Genomic DNA, 14243 nt, shown 5'->3' on the forward strand with positions numbered 1-14243 from the left:
GTCGGGCCGTTCTCCTGTTCGCTGTCGTCGAGGTGGCTCAGGCGCCGTCAGCAGTGAGGAGGGCCCAGCTCGGGAATTCAGGGTAGCCACGAGGTGAACCGGCCCGGCCACGCGGGTCCCGGGCCGGGTCCGGGGGCGCGTGGCTACTTGGCGTACAGCAGTGTGCCGAAGCCGGTCTGGTCGAAGCCGCCGCTGGTCGAGCCGTAGTCACCGCCGCCGCCCTCGGGCCGGACACTCTCGGCGATGGCCTTGATGTACGGCACGTCCAGGCCCCGCCTGCGGCCGTAGTGGTAGTACAGCTGGTCCCAGACCGGCCGGGCCTGGCCGCGGCTCGCGGCGGAGATCACGGTGTGCGACTGCTGGGCGCAGTTCTGGCCGGAGCCCCAGGTGTAGGTGGTGAAGGGCACCTCCTGGCCGAGGTTGTACTTGGCGACGTACTGGGCGGCCTTCATGAAGCGGTTGCCGTCGTAGCCGTACAGATCCTCGCCCTGGGACCAGGCCATCTCGCAGAAGGCGCCGAGCTGGCCCATGCCCATCATGGTGTGGCCCTGGTCCCGGCCGGATTCCTGCCACTGCCCGAGGGCGTAGCCGTCGACGTTGTCGTACACATACGGGACGGCGTGGCGGAGGGAGCCGTTACCGGCGCCGCTCTTGAAGTAGGTGACGGCCTGGTCGTACTTCGCCGCGTCGTCGCACAGGATTCCGATGGCAAGGACCGAGTTCATGGTGCACAGGTCCCAGTTGGCCCAGTAGTTGGTGATACAGGCGTCGTTGTGGCCGGTGAGGAACTGGTTGTTGAGCGGGTAGAAGATGTTGCGCATCATCGTCTGGAAGCGGCCGAGGTCGAATCCGCTGTAGCCGCGCATCAGCTCGGCGGCGTTGGCGAACTGGTAGCCGTACAGCCCGGCGGCCAGGAAGCGGTCCGCGTTGCCGGTGAGCGTGGTGAGCGTGGCCGACCAGGCGTTCAGGATGGCGACGGCGGTGTCGCCGTTCGCGGTGGTTCCCGCGATCTTCCAGCGCAGGGCGTTCTGGTAGGCGGCGTGGATATCGTTGTAGAGGATGCCGTAGTTCTCGCCGGTGCCGCCGCGGATGATGGTCTTCTGGGGGTTGGGGGCCCAGGTGCTCGCGGAGTGGCGGTTGGCGACCAGGCGGTTCCACCCGGACAGCCACGGTTCGTTACCAGCGGCGACCCGCACCTTGGCGCGGTTGAGTTCGCCGTAGGCGTGCAGCATGCCCGGGTGGGTGAAGGTGGCGGGCGCGGCGTCCGCGGTGCCGCCGGTGGCAGCGGCCGCCGCGGCGCCGGTGGCGAGTGCGGCGGTGAGACCGGCCGCGGACCGCAGCAGGGTGCGGCGGGCCGGGCGGTGCGCGGGCGGGGGAGTGGGGATGTGGTCGCGGCTCATCGTGGGGTGTCTCCGCTCTGGAGGGGGGTGAGGTGGACGCGGTCGAACCGTGCGGTGGTGCGGGCCAGCGGATCGCGGGAGCAGACCACGAGGCCCACGTGGTACGGGGCGTCACCGAAGCCGGGGACGGTGCCCTCGGCGAGCGGGACCCAGGTGGCGCCGTCGTCGGTGGACACGGCCGCGGCGAAGACGGTCCCGGTACGCCTCAGCCGCAGCAGGCAGGGCGGGGCGAGGCGGCCGATTTCGGTGACGATGGACGCGCTGGTGATGATGGACGCGCTGGTGACGGCGGAGGCGTCGGTGACGGCGGACGGGCCCGCGACGGCGGAGGCGCCCGTGAAGGCCGACGGGCCCGCCACGATCGGGCGCAGCATGAGCTGCGCGGTGCTCCCGCCCGTGACGATCGCCCCGGCCGCCTGGTCGAACGGCGACAGGGACTTGGCCATCAGCAGCCCGACCCGGTCGGCGTCCGTGGCACCGGCCCGCGTCAGAAGCCGGGCGGTGATCTCGCAGTCGCCGCTGACGTATCTGCGGACGAACTGTCCCGTCATCCCCTGCCCGTTGACGCTGAGATCGCTCCCGGTACCGCGAACAGTGAACGTCCCCGCGTCGTACGCAGTGCTCCCGGGGGTGCGGACGGCCACCACGCCGCAGGTCCCGAGGGCGCGCTCGTCGAACACCACATCGCCGAGGTCGCCGTACGACCAGGGCGCGGGCGGCGGCGTGCCGACGTCAAGGGTCAGGGTGCCGGTGGCGGTGCCGGACGCGTTGGCCGCGTGAGTGGTGAGCGTGAAGGTGCCGGTGGCCGTGAGGCACCCGGAGATCAGCCCGGTGCGTTCGTCGACGCGCAGGCCACCGGGCAGGCCCGTGGCGGTGAACCGTACCGGCTCGTGGGTGGCGCGGAGGAGATGGCGGAATGGGACGCCGAGATTGGCGAACACCGCGTCGCTGGAGGTGAGTTGGGGCACAGAAGGGGTCGGCATACGGGCGCTCGCGGGCGGTGAGAGGGGCCCGCGCCCACCACGGTTCGTCTTCGCCACGGCGTAGTGGTACGTCCGCCCGGGGGTCCCGGTGGCGTCCGGGTACCGGATGCGGGTGCCGAAGCCGACCGGGCCGACGCCGGTGGCGACGGTCTCGTACGGGCCGTGGGCGCGCTCGCCCCGCAGCACCGTGTACCGGGCGGCGGGGTCCGGATCGGTCCAGGTCAGCTCGATGGCGTCGGCCGCCGTCCGTGCCCGCAGTCCGGTGGCGGTGCGCACCGGGCGGGGCACGGTCCACAGCGGTCCGGCCGGGGTGGTCACGGTGACGTTGTCGAAGGCGCCGGTACCGGTCTCGGCGTACGGCTCGTCGGCGCCCAGGCAGGAGGTCAGGGTGAGGCCCGCGTAGGTGGTGCGCCCGAGCCGGACCTCGGTGGAGCCCACCTCGGTCCACCGGACGCCGTCCGGGGAGATGGCGCCGGTGCAGCGGCCGCCCCGGCGGGTCACCCGCACCCAGTACGGGGCCCGCAGCCGGTAGCCGTCGCCCGCGCCTTCGACACAGGGCGCCTCCAGCGGGGTGGCCGACGCGGGCAGGGTGCCGAGGTCGGAGATCGGGAACGCCGCGTCGGCGGTGATGGCCTGCCGCTGGGACGGTGGCACGGGGGTGCCGCCGGTGGCCGATGCGGGGGCCCCGGCCGAGGGGCGCACGGTCCACACACCGCTCCAGGTGTGCAGCGGCAGGCCCTGGATCAGCATCGAGGCGTGCGGGGCGTCCGTGTCGAGGGAGCCGCGGACCGTGAGGCCGACCGCGGAGTACTGCGAGCTGAGCGGCCACACGATCCGCGCGGTGACCGTGCCGTCGCCGTGCAGCGGCAGATGCGTCAGGTGGCAGGTGTCCGCGGTGGTGCCCGCCTCCAGGACGAAGCGCTCGCCGTCGAAGGTGGCGGAGCCCGGAATCCGCGGTGTCCCCACGTCGTGGGCCGCCCACGGTCCGGGCAGCCCGGCCGTCGCCGCCACCTGGCCGGAACTGCCGCTCGTACCAGAGGTGTTGGAGGCGCTCACCGTGTAGTGGTAGGTCCGTCCGGTGCGCACGGCGCGGTCGGTGTACGCGGGTGTCGCGACCCCGGAGGCGATCCGCTCGTACGGGCCGTCGGGGCCGGTGGCGCGCCGGACCGTGTAGCCGGTCGCCCACGCGGACGGCAGCCAGGCCAGGGTGACGGAGTGGCGGGCGCCGGTGGCGGTGAGCCCGGCGGGTGGCGTCGGCGCGGCGGGGGAGGGCTGAGCCCCGGCGTAGGCGAGTGTGCCCCAGCCCGGCAGGTCGTCGTTGCCGCCCTCGACGGCGCGGGCGCCGCCGGTGCCGCGGAAGACCGCGCGCTGTGTGTGCGGGGGGCTAAGGCCGCGTACGCCCGCGTAGTGCGCGTATGCCATCTCGTAGACCGGTGGCAGGGTGCCGCGCGCCTTGTCCGACACCTGCGTCTTGAGGTATTTGCCGGTGCGGTCCAGGTCGGGGGAGAAGGGGACGTCGCCGCCGAGGTTGTAGCGGGCGGCGTATTCGACGTTCGCCAGGATTCTGTCGCCGTCGAAGCCCCACAGGTCGACGCCCTGGTTCCAGGCCACCTGGGCGGCGTCGCCGAGCAGGCCGACCGCGAGCTGCTCATGGCCCTGGTCACGGCCGCTCTCCTGGCCCTGGCCCGCGTCGGTGACGACGCGGTGGCGGACGCTGCCGTTGCCCGCACCGGCCGCGGCGTACCGCAGCGCGTCCTCGAAGAGCGCGGGTTCCTCGCAGAACACACCGATGGCCAGGATGGTCTGGACCGCGGTGAGGTCCCAGTTGCCGTTGGCGTAGAGCATGTAGCCGGACACCGCCGGATACCAGACGCGCAGGAAGGACTCCTCGCAAGCCGCGACGGCCGCCGGGTCCCAGCCGTCGTAGCCGGTGTGCCGCAGCAGCTCGGCCGCGTTGACGAACAGGAAGGCCTGCAGCCCGGCGCCGAGCGGTCCGTCCGCCCCGGTGATGGCGCTGAGCGACGCCGACCAGGCGTCCAGGATGGCGCGGGCCTTGTCGGCGTGGGCACGGTCGCCGGTGACACACCACATCAGGGCGTTCTGGTAGGCGGCGGCGGAGTCGGCGACGGCCTCGCTCATGAACCGGGCCGGGCCGCGGCCCCACGAGGTGATCTGGCCGGTGTTCCGCACGGTGTACGCGGCCGACGAGCGGGGGCTCGCCGCGAGCGCCAGGTAGCCGTCGTGGACCGGGGACTGCCGGGCGGCGACCGCGGCCTTCATCCGGGCCAGGTCGGCGGCGCCGTGCAGCAGCCCGGGGTGGACGAAGGCCCGGCCGGTGCCCCGGCCCGGCCGCGCCGCCGCGGCCACGGCCGGGCCGCTCGCGCCGCCCGACGCCAGCAGCAGGGCCGCGGCGCCGCCGAGGAAGCCCCGGCGGCCCGGTGCCGGGGCCGTCATGACGCGGTGGTCCCGGCGGTGGCCTCGGAGGTGGCCTCGGCGGTGGTGAGGAACCGGAGGTTCGTCACATGCTCGTTGGCGTGCAGGGGGACGAAGTCCGAGGCCAGGTACCAGGTCGGCTTCTTCATGCTGTCGGCGATGACCGTGCCGCCCACCGTGAGGTTCTCGAAGGTCACGTGTCTGATGGCGTGCTCGGCGTCGTAGCCGAGCAGCAGACACGGGCTGCCGTGGGTGCCGGTGTAGCTGAGGTCCTTGACGTACACGTCCTCGATGCCGCGTCCGACCGAGGTGTTGTACTTGGCGTTGTACATGACCCGCATATGGATGAGCTGGCCCTGCCGGAAGTCCTCGACGCGGACACCGTCGACGCGCACGTTTTTGATGAGGTTGCTGTCGCCAGGGTTGAGCGCGATACAGCCCTGGTAGCCCGTCTGGGGCTCGCGGTGGTCGCAGATGTCGAGGTTGCTGAAGGTCAGGTTCTCCAGGACTTCGGGCGCGTCGGTGTTGCCGTGCGTGCCCACGTTGATGGGATGCGCCACGTCGGCCCAGAGGGTGGAGTTCTTGACGGTGATGTCGCGGGTGTCGCCGTAGTAGTCCCAGCGGTGGGCGTAGATGGCCACGCAGTCGTCGGCGTTGCGCATGAAGACACCGTCGATCGTGACATCGGAGCTGGAGAAGACGTCGATGCCGTCGCCGTTGCCCTTGGAGCTGAAGGCGGCCATGCCGCTGAGGGTGATGTGCTCCGACTCGCCGATGGTGACGGCGTATCCGCCCGGGTTGAGCATCGTCACGGCGCCGATGGCGATGTGCTTCGACCCCTCGACGGTGACGCCGCCGCCGGGCGCCGCGTGGATGACACCGCGTCCGGTGAGCCGCGCGTTCTCGACGTCCTTGAAGATCACCCGGGACGTCAGGACCGCGCCGCCGTCCAGATGGACGGTCTTGCCGGACGGCACGGTCAGTGTGCCCCCGGGGGTGGTGTGCACCCCGGGGCCGAAGTGGATGACGTCCGGATCGCCGGCGGCGGGGCGGTCCGTCTCCAGGGGACGGGCGAGCAGATGCAGACAGTCGAAGATCTGGTCGTCGACCTGGACGATCAGGTTGCGCGGCTCGGTGAGCCGGAACCGGGCCGTGTTTCCGCGCACCTGGGGAGTGATGCCGTACGAGTCGGGCCGTATCCGCACCGTGCCGACGCCGCCCTTGAGGCGGGTCACCTCGACATCGACGCTTCCCGAGAAGTCGAAGTGCGCGAGCGTCGAGTTCTGCTGCCGCCCGCTCCCGGTGGTGGTGTCGACCAGGTTCAGCGTGGCCAGATAGGTGCCGAGCCTGCGCCATCTGCCGCCGGGGGTACGGACCTTGACGGTGAAGCTGTCGGTCTTCACGGGGGCTCCCGCGGGCACCGGATAGGTGACGAGCCGCGCCGCGCCACCGGCCCCGGCGGCCGTGGCGGTGGTGCCGGTGGTGCCGGTCAGGCCTGTGGCGAGGACGGTGGCGCCTGCCGCCTGAAGGGTGGCGCGACGGGACAAGGATGGATTCATGGCTGACTCCCTGCGCAGTGGAAATCGGAAACCGGTTACTGCGGCCAAGTGGCCAGAGCTTCCGCCCAGTCCGGAAACGGAGTCAAGGGTCTGGGTGCACTTTCGAAAGGATCGGTTCTCCTCGGCGGGGTACGGCCTGCCGATTGACCCGCCTTCCCGTCAGATCTACGTTAGAAGACGCTTTCTGGAAGTGTTTCTACAAGAGTGTTTCCCCGGCGCCTCAGGAGAGTCATGCCCAGTGCCCAGCCGCCGAGAGCCGTGTTCGTCATGGACCCGGTGCATCTGCCCTTGCTCTTCCCGCCGCCGCTCATGGAGCGGCTCCGGCAGGTGGCCGACATCGACACCGCGCTCGTCGTACGGGACCTCACCGACCCCGCCGCCGCCCCCGCGCTGGCCGGGGCCGAGGTACTGATCACCGGCTGGGGCTGCCCCCGCCTCGACGCGGACGCCCTGGTCGCGGCGCCGAAACTGCGCGCCGTCCTGCACGCCGCGGGCTCCGTCCGCTCGCTGATCGGCGACGCCCTGTGGGACGGCGGAGTCACCGTGTCCAGCGCGGTGACCGGCAACGCGCTGCCGGTCGCGGAATACACCCTCGCCATGATCCTGCTCGCGGGCAAGGGCGCCTTCGCCCACCGTGAACGCTTCCGCGCCACCCACACCCATCCGTCCCCCGCCGAGACCGCGGCCACCGGCAACCTCGGCCGCCGGGTCGGCGTCATCGGCGCCTCACGCGTGGGCCGCCGACTGCTGGAACTGCTACGGCCGTTCGACTTCGCCGTCTCGCTGTACGACCCCTACGTGGACCCCGCCGAGGCCGCCGCGCTCGGCGCCGAACCACTCCCCCTGGAGGACCTGCTGCGCCGCAGCGACATCGTGAGCCTGCACGCCCCCGACATCCCCGAGACCCACCGGATGCTGGACCGCGAACGGCTCGCCCTCATCCGGGACGGCGGCGTGCTGGTCAACACCTCACGGGGCGCGCTGGTCGACACCTCCGCCCTCACCGACGAGCTGGTCGCGGGCCGCCTGAGCGCGGTGCTGGACGTCACCGACCCCGAACCGCTGCCCGCCGCCTCCCCGCTGTACACGCTCCCCAACGTCTTCCTCACCCCGCACATCGCCGGCTCGCTCGGCAACGAACTGGCCCGCCTCGGCCGTGTCGTCACCGATGAGCTGGAACGCCTGGCGGCGGGGCTGCCGTTGGCCCACGAGGTGCGGCATGCGGATCTGGCCCGCGTCGCCTGACGGCCGCCCCGGCGGCCCGCCACCGGGGAGTAACGATGGGATACGGTTTCCGCACCGGTGCAGGGCGGGCCCCGGCCCGGCCGGTGGGGAAGTCGCTACGGTGAAGGAGCCGCTACGGTGAGCGAGCGCAAGGCGTCGGGCGGCGCCGGACGGGCCACCATCCGCGACGTGGCGGAGCGCGCGGGCGTCTCCGTCGCCAGCGTCTCGCGCGTCCTGTCCGGCAACTATCCGGTGTCGGAGGAGCTGCGCCGCCGGGTGATGAAGGTCGTCCGGGACCTGGACTACGTCACCAACGCCCACGCCCGCTCGCTGGCCGGGGGCGGCACGCCCACCGTGGCCATCCTCATCAACAACATCACCGGTGCCGCCTTCGCCCATGTGGCCAAGGGAGTCGAGGGCGCGGCCACGCTGCGCGGCTGGCTCTCGCTGGTCGGCACCACCGGGGACGACCCGGAGCGGGAACTCGCGCTGGTGAACCTCATGCGCCAGCAGGGTGTGGCCGCGGTGGTCCTGCTCGGCGGTGCGTACGACGTCGACGAGTACCAGCTGAGGATGGCCCGGTTCGCCCGCTCCCTCGACGCGGCCGGATCGCGCCTCGTCCTGGTCGGCAGGCCGCCGCTGGAGGGCGACGTGGCGGCCACCACGGTCGACTACGACAACGAGGGCGGCGCCTACGCCATGGCCAGCCATCTGCTGTCCGCCGGACACCGCCGGGTCCTCGTGCTGCCGGGCCACTCCGAACTCACCACCGCCCAGGGCCGGTTGAGGGGCGCCCGGCGGGCTTTCGAGGCGTACGGCGTCCCGTTCGACCCCGGCATGGTGCTCCACGGCCCGTACGACTACGGACACGGATACGAGGCGGTCGAGGAGGGCCTGCGCCGCGAGCAGGCCTTCACGGCGGTGCTGGCGGGAACCGATGTGGTCGCCGCGGGCGCCATGCAGGCACTGCGCGCCGCCGGGCTGAGGGTCCCCGAGGATGTCTCGATCGTCGGCTACGACGACATTCCGCTGGCCTCGCAGCTCACCCCGCAGCTGACGACCGTTCATGTGCCGTACGAGGAGATGGGGCGGGCCGCGCTGCGCGCGGTGGCCGACCGGCGCGAGGGTGGCGCGGGCCGCCGCGCGGGCGGCGACGGTGACCATCTGGTGCTGGGCACCCATGTCGTCGTACGGAAGTCCGTCCAGCCGCCCGCCCGCCGTTCCTGACCGCCGCCCCGGCGCACCACTGTCGTAACCGGTTCCGGCAACTCATCGCGTCCGGCCTCTTGTCGAGTGCAGACCAACCGGCCTACCGTCCACAGCAACCGGTTACTACCGTTTTCTCACGCCCGGCCTCCGTCCGCCGTTGCCGGCCATCACCGAGCCGCCGTCCTCGCGTTCCGAGAACGCCCACATTCAAAGGATCACGGTCAGATGAATGTCACCCTGCCCCGGAGAAGGTTCGCCCGCGCCGCCGTCGCGGGTCTCGCGCTGACAGGTCTGCTCTCCGCTTGCGGTGGCTCCGGCCCCGGGTCCTCCGGGGACTCCGGCCCGGTCACCCTCCCCTACTGGGGCTGGGCCAATGGCCAGGACGCCGTCGTCAAGGCGTTCAACGCGAGCCACCAGGACATCAAGCTCGACTACACCAAGGTCACCGACCAGCTGACGATGCAGAAGCAGCTGACCAACGCCGTCAAGGCGGGCAAGGCCCCCTGCCTGGTGCAGAACACCGCCGAATACGTGACCACCCTGGTCTCGCAGGGCGTGCTCGCCGACATCACCCGGTACGTCGGGTCCGCGAAGGAGAAGTTCAACGCCGGTGCGTGGGCGGGGGCCGGGGTGCAGGGCAAGGTCTACGGCGTCCCCACCGCCTCCGCGCCCGCCTTCACCATCCTGCGCACCGACATCTTCGCCAAGTACGGCCTGAAGCCGCCCGCGACCTGGGACGACTTCATCGCCGCCGGGAAGGTGCTGAAGAAGCACGGCATCCGCGTCACCAACTACGCGGGCGAGGACCCGAGCACCCTCGAAGTCCTCGCGATGCAGGCCGGGGCGCACTGGTACGCCATCGACGGCAACGCCTGGAAAGTGAACTTCCAGGACTCCGGCACCCTCAAGGCGGCGAAGGTCATCCAGCAGATCATCGACAACGATCTCAACTCCTCGCTCTCCTTCGCCGACTACGCGGCCGTGCAGCGCAACTACGACAACGGCCGCACCGCGACCCGGCACATCTCCACCTGGCAGATGGCCGGTATGGTCCAGAACTTCACCAAGTCGAGCGGCAAGTGGGCGCTCTCCCCGTGGCCCGCCTTCCCGGGCGAGCCCGCCAAGACCCCGGCCGGGACCAACCAGAGCGGCGGGCTCACCCTGGTGACCGAGAGTTGCAAGCACCAGGAGCAGGCCGCCGCCGCGGCGCTGTGGATGTCCACCGACACCGGTGCCGTGTCCACCATGGCGAGCCCGGAGACCGGCAACGGCGTCATGCCCGCGCTGGCCGACGGTGCGTCGTACGCCGAGAAGTCGCTCTCCGCCAAGCTGCTCGGGGACAACTACGAGCCGGGCAAGAAAGTGGTCACCGACAGCCTGAACACCGTCACCACCGACTGGGTCTTCGGTACCGACTGGACCGCGATGTTCACCGAACTGCAGACCGGCTGGGCCAAGGTCCTGAACAAGCGGCAGAAGGTCACCGACCTGCTGGCCCATATGCAGCGGTGGACGGTGGCAGACCTGAAGTCCCGTGGCATCAGCGTCAAGAACTGAGGGGCCCGCATGATCCGCTCCCAGCGCTGGAAGGGAGCCGCCTTCACGCTGCCCTTCCAGCTCGGCTTCGTCTTCCTCTACCTGATCCCGATCGGTTACGCGGTCCACCAGTCCCTCTACCGGGAGCAGCGGTCCGGACTCGGACTCGGCGGCGCCACGGTGACGTTCGCCGGACTGGACAACTACCGCCACGGCCTGACCGACCCGGCGTTCCTGGCCTCCGTCCTGCGGGTGGTCCTCTTCGCCTGCGTCCAGATCCCGGTGATGCTCGCCATCAGCCTGCTGCTCGCCCTGTGCCTGGACGCGCTCACCTCGCGCGCGGCCGGCCGGTTCCGGATGCTGCTGCTGATCCCGTACATGATCCCCGGGGTGGTGGCCGCCATCGTCTGGATCAACCTCTACAGCCCCGATGTCGGCCCGCTGACCTCGCTCGGCAAGCTCTTCGGGCTCTCCTGGAACTTCTTCGCGCCCTCGATGGTCTGGCCCTCCATCGGCAACCTGCTGACGTGGCACGGCATCGGCTACAACATGGTGATCATCTACGCGGCGCTCCAGGCGGTGCCCCGCGAGCTGTTCGAGGCCGCGCGGCTGGACGGCGCCTCCGAGGCGCGCATCGCACGGAGCGTCAAGGTCCCGCAGGTGCGCGGAGCGCTGGTGCTGACCGGCATGCTCTCCATCATCCAGATGCTGCAGATCTTCAACGAGCCCGCGCTGTTCCGGAACGTCACGCCGCAGACGGTCAGCGACAGCTTCACGCCCATCATGATCGTCTACAACCAGGCGTTCAACGCGGGCGACTACCACTACGCCGCCGCCCTGTCGGTGCTGCTCGCCCTCGTCCTCGGAGTGGCCTCCTTCCTCTTCTACCGGCTGACCTCGAAGGAGACCGACTGATGGTGATGACGGAATCCGCCACCGAACGGCCCGAGGCGCACACCGTACGACGGCTCGCCCGCCCCGACCGCGCCGCGCACGGGCGCGGCGGCCAGCGCTTCCTGCTGCTCGGCCTGATCCTGGGCGGGGCATACAGCCTCTTCCCGGTGTGGTGGCTGATCGTCGCCGCCACCAAGGACCGCACCGGGCTGTACCAGTCGGGCGGCCTGTGGTTCTCCGGCATGCACCTGTGGGAGAACCTGCGCCAGCTGGTCACCTACGACCACGGCATCTTCCTGCGCTGGACCGCCAATTCGTTCCTGTACGCCGGAGTGGGATCGCTCGGCGGCACCCTCATCGCCCTCGCCACCGGATACGGTCTCGCCCGCTTCGACTTCCCCGGGCGCGGGGCGGTGTTCGCGTGCGTCGTGGGCTCCTTCCTGATCCCGATCGCCCTGCTCACCCTGCCGCTGTACCTGCTGTTCTCGTCCATCGGGCTGGTCGACACCCCCTGGGCCATGCTCATCCCGTGCCTGATCAACCCGTTCAGCGTGTACCTGGCCAAGGTCTACACGGAGGCCACGATCCCCTTCGAACTCCTGGAGGCGGCCCGCCTGGACGGCGCCGGGGAACTGCGGATCTTCTTCGGCATCGTGCTGCGCATGATGACCACCGGTGGCGCCACCGTGTTCCTGCTCGCCTTCGTCAACACCTGGAACGCCTTCTTCCTGCCGCTGACCGTGCTGCGCGGCGAGGAGAACTGGACCCTCAACCTGGGCCTGTACAACTGGACCGGCAAACGGCTGGAGTCGGGCATCGACCTGACCAGCCTCGTCCTGACCGGCGCCCTGCTGTCGATCGTGCCGCTGGCCGTCATGATGACCGCGATGCGCCGCTACTGGCGGACCGGCGTCACCCTGGGAGCCCTGAAGTAGAGCACTCGGCCGCCCACGGGGGCCGTCGGTACCGTCCGCCACCAGCAGCGCCTAGTATCGCCCGGTGACCGCCGCGAACCAGCAGACCGGGAAGAGTGAGGCGTCACCGGGCGAGACGCGTGCGGGCGCGGCCCGGAGCGCCACCGTCAAGGACGTGGCGGCGCTCGCCGGGGTCTCTCCGAAGACCGTGTCGAACGTCATCAACGGCTTCGTGCATGTCTCGCCCGCGACCCGGGAGCGGGTCGAGCGGGCCATCGGGAAGCTCGGATACCGGCCCAACCGGGCCGCCCGCAATCTGCGCCGCGGCAGCACCGGCATGATCGCGCTGGTCCTGCCCGAGCTGGACGTCCCCTACTTCGCCGAACTGGGACGGCACTTCCTCACCACGGCCGAGGCGCACGGCCGCACCCTGCTCATCGAGCAGACCCTCGGCGACCGGGACCGGGAGGCGTCCGTCATCCACGGCCTCGGTGACAGCATCGTGGACGGCCTGGTGGTCAGCCCGCTCGCCCTGCACGGCCACGCGCTCGCGGGCCACCTCGGCGCCGTGCCGCTCGTGCTCATCGGCGAACGGCCCAGCGGCGGCCTCACCGACCATGTGGTCATCGACAACGTGGCCGCCGCCCGGGAGGCGGTGACCCATCTGATCCGTGGCGGCCGCCGCCGGATCGCCGCCGTCGGCCCGCAGCCCGAGCCGTACATCGGCACGCCGCTGCTGCGCAGGACCGGCTACCGCCAGGCGCTGGAGGCGGCCGGGCTGCCGCTGGACCCCCGGCTGGAGCGCGAGACCCCCCGCTACCACCTGCGGGAGGGCGCGCGGGCGATGGACGCGCTGCTGGCGGAGGCCGAACCGCCGGACGCCGTGTTCTGCTTCAACGACGCGCTGGCCCTCGGCGCGCTGCGCACCCTGTACGAGCGCGGGCTACGGGTCCCGGCGGACGTGGCCGTGATGGGCTTCGACGACATCGAGGCCACCCGCTACAGCACACCCAGCCTGAGCACCGTCGCCCCGGACAAGGGCGCCATCGCCCGGCACGCCGTCAGCCTGCTGCTGGAACGGATCGACGCGCCGGGCCGACCGCCCCGGGAGGTGGTCGTCGGGCACACGCTGCGCACCCGCGAGTCCACCGAGGGCGGCGGGAGGGACGGGGACGTTCACTGACCTCCCAGACCGGTGGTGGCCACCGACTTCACGATGCGGCGCTGGAAGAGCATGAAGACGATGAGCAGCGGGAGGGAGCCGAGGACCGAGGCGGCCGACTCCTGGGCGTTCCGGAGCCCGGTGGAATCCTTCACGGTCGACAGCCCCACCGGCAGCGTCATCAGCTGTGGATCGCTGGTGCTGATGAACGGCCAGAGGAAGTTGTTCCAGGTGTTGATGAAGACGAAGATGGCCACCGCCGCCAGGATCGGCCGGGACAGCGGCAGCACCACACTCCAGAACACCCGGAAGTTGCCCGCCCCGTCGATCCGGGCCGCCTCCTCCAGCTCGCGCGGGATGCCGTCGAAGAACTTCTTCAGGATGAACACCATCGCGGGCGCCACCACCTGCGGCAGGATCACCGCCGCGTAGGTGTCGACGAGGTTCATCGCGAGCATCTGCCGGAACAGCGGCACGATCAGGATCTGCGGCGGCACCAGGATCGAGGCGACGATGACGGCGAAGACCACCCGGCGGCCGCGGAAGAGGGTGCGCGAGAAGGCGTACGCCGCCATCGCCGACACCGCCACGGTGAGCGCCGTCACGCACACGGCGATCACCACGCTGTTCACCGCCCACACCGGAAGATTGCCCTGAGCGAAGATGGTCCGGTAGGCGTTCAGGGTGAAACCCGCGTCGGGGAGCCAGTCGACGCCCGACGTGCTCGCGTCGACCTCCGACTTGAACGAGGTGTCCACGCCCCAGCCGAACGGCACCAGCCACACCACCGCCATCAGCGCCAGCGCCAGCAGCGTCAGGATGCGGGGGAGGGGGCCGGTCCCGAGCGTGGGGTGCCAGGCGCGGTCACCGCCGTGGCGGCGGCGCCGGGCCACCTCCCGGGGCATGGTCGAGCGCGGCTTTCTCCGCGC

At 71.2% G+C, this 14243-nt stretch carries 10 protein-coding genes; 6 read left to right on the forward strand and 4 right to left on the reverse strand.

The genetic code is table 11. The annotated features are described in order from the left end of the window. Positions 1 to 143: 143 nt before the first annotated feature. The 3 genes from ABZ370_RS05630 to ABZ370_RS05640 are packed head-to-tail and all read right to left on the reverse strand — an operon-like array spanning position 144 to position 6375. On the reverse strand, positions 144 to 1400 hold the full coding sequence (locus tag ABZ370_RS05630) for an alginate lyase family protein (protein ID WP_358616859.1): 1257 nt from the start codon (positions 1398 to 1400) through the stop codon (positions 144 to 146). After that, the gene (locus tag ABZ370_RS05635; protein WP_358616861.1) at positions 1397 to 4837 is read right to left on the reverse strand and encodes an alginate lyase family protein; all 3441 of its coding nucleotides are present in this window, start codon (positions 4835 to 4837) and stop codon (positions 1397 to 1399) included. Before ABZ370_RS05635 ends, ABZ370_RS05630 begins: the two co-directional genes overlap by 4 nt. Then, positions 4834 to 6375 carry a glycosyl hydrolase family 28 protein gene (locus ABZ370_RS05640; RefSeq protein WP_358616864.1) on the reverse strand — a complete coding sequence of 514 codons (1542 nt, stop codon included), beginning with the start codon at positions 6373 to 6375 and terminating at the stop codon, positions 4834 to 4836. The genes ABZ370_RS05635 and ABZ370_RS05640 overlap by 4 nt, the downstream gene beginning before the upstream one ends. A 231-nt stretch (positions 6376 to 6606) precedes the next feature. Between ABZ370_RS05640 and ABZ370_RS05645 the strand changes: the two genes are divergently transcribed. The 6 genes from ABZ370_RS05645 (at position 6607) to ABZ370_RS05670 (ending at position 13335) form a co-directional block, all read left to right on the forward strand. Beyond that, on the forward strand, positions 6607 to 7620 hold the full coding sequence (locus ABZ370_RS05645) for a hydroxyacid dehydrogenase (protein WP_358616866.1): 1014 nt from the start codon (positions 6607 to 6609) through the stop codon (positions 7618 to 7620). A 117-nt stretch (positions 7621 to 7737) separates the two neighbouring features. Continuing rightward, the gene (locus tag ABZ370_RS05650) at positions 7738 to 8826 is read left to right on the forward strand and encodes a LacI family DNA-binding transcriptional regulator (RefSeq protein WP_358616869.1); all 1089 of its coding nucleotides are present in this window, start codon (positions 7738 to 7740) and stop codon (positions 8824 to 8826) included. Between the two features lie 207 nt (positions 8827 to 9033). After that, positions 9034 to 10365: an extracellular solute-binding protein gene (locus tag ABZ370_RS05655; protein ID WP_358616872.1), complete on the forward strand. Its 1332-nt coding sequence runs from the start codon at positions 9034 to 9036 to the stop codon at positions 10363 to 10365. A gap of 9 nt (positions 10366 to 10374) precedes the next feature. After that, a complete protein-coding gene (locus ABZ370_RS05660) occupies positions 10375 to 11259 on the forward strand; it encodes a sugar ABC transporter permease (protein WP_358616874.1) in 885 nt (294 codons plus the stop codon). Beyond that, on the forward strand, positions 11259 to 12173 hold the full coding sequence (locus tag ABZ370_RS05665; protein ID WP_358616877.1) for a carbohydrate ABC transporter permease: 915 nt from the start codon (positions 11259 to 11261) through the stop codon (positions 12171 to 12173). The genes ABZ370_RS05660 and ABZ370_RS05665 overlap by 1 nt, the downstream gene beginning before the upstream one ends. Before the next feature lie 64 nt (positions 12174 to 12237). Next, entirely contained in the window at positions 12238 to 13335 is a 1098-nt protein-coding gene (locus tag ABZ370_RS05670; protein ID WP_358616879.1) for a LacI family DNA-binding transcriptional regulator, read from the forward strand. Here the strand turns inward: ABZ370_RS05670 and ABZ370_RS05675 are convergent. Further along, the gene (locus tag ABZ370_RS05675; RefSeq protein WP_358617429.1) at positions 13329 to 14219 is read right to left on the reverse strand and encodes a carbohydrate ABC transporter permease; all 891 of its coding nucleotides are present in this window, start codon (positions 14217 to 14219) and stop codon (positions 13329 to 13331) included. The genes ABZ370_RS05670 and ABZ370_RS05675 overlap by 7 nt on opposite strands. Positions 14220 to 14243 lie beyond the last annotated feature (24 nt).

It is taken from the genome of Streptomyces sp. NPDC005962 (assembly GCF_040629205.1).
Taxonomy (GTDB): Bacteria; Actinomycetota; Actinomycetes; order Streptomycetales; family Streptomycetaceae; genus Streptomyces.

Coding starts and splice junctions, on each gene's coding strand:
- ABZ370_RS05630 (WP_358616859.1), bottom strand. CDS start 1,400: ATGAGCCGCGACCACATCCCCACTCCCCCGCCCGCGCACCGCCCGGCC.
- ABZ370_RS05635 (WP_358616861.1), bottom strand. CDS start 4,837: ATGACGGCCCCGGCACCGGGCCGCCGGGGCTTCCTCGGCGGCGCCGCG.
- ABZ370_RS05640 (WP_358616864.1), bottom strand. CDS start 6,375: ATGAATCCATCCTTGTCCCGTCGCGCCACCCTTCAGGCGGCAGGCGCC.
- ABZ370_RS05645 (WP_358616866.1), top strand. CDS start 6,607: ATGCCCAGTGCCCAGCCGCCGAGAGCCGTGTTCGTCATGGACCCGGTG.
- ABZ370_RS05655 (WP_358616872.1), top strand. CDS start 9,034: ATGAATGTCACCCTGCCCCGGAGAAGGTTCGCCCGCGCCGCCGTCGCG.
- ABZ370_RS05660 (WP_358616874.1), top strand. CDS start 10,375: ATGATCCGCTCCCAGCGCTGGAAGGGAGCCGCCTTCACGCTGCCCTTC.
- ABZ370_RS05665 (WP_358616877.1), top strand. CDS start 11,259: ATGGTGATGACGGAATCCGCCACCGAACGGCCCGAGGCGCACACCGTA.
- ABZ370_RS05675 (WP_358617429.1), bottom strand. CDS start 14,219: ATGCCCCGGGAGGTGGCCCGGCGCCGCCGCCACGGCGGTGACCGCGCC.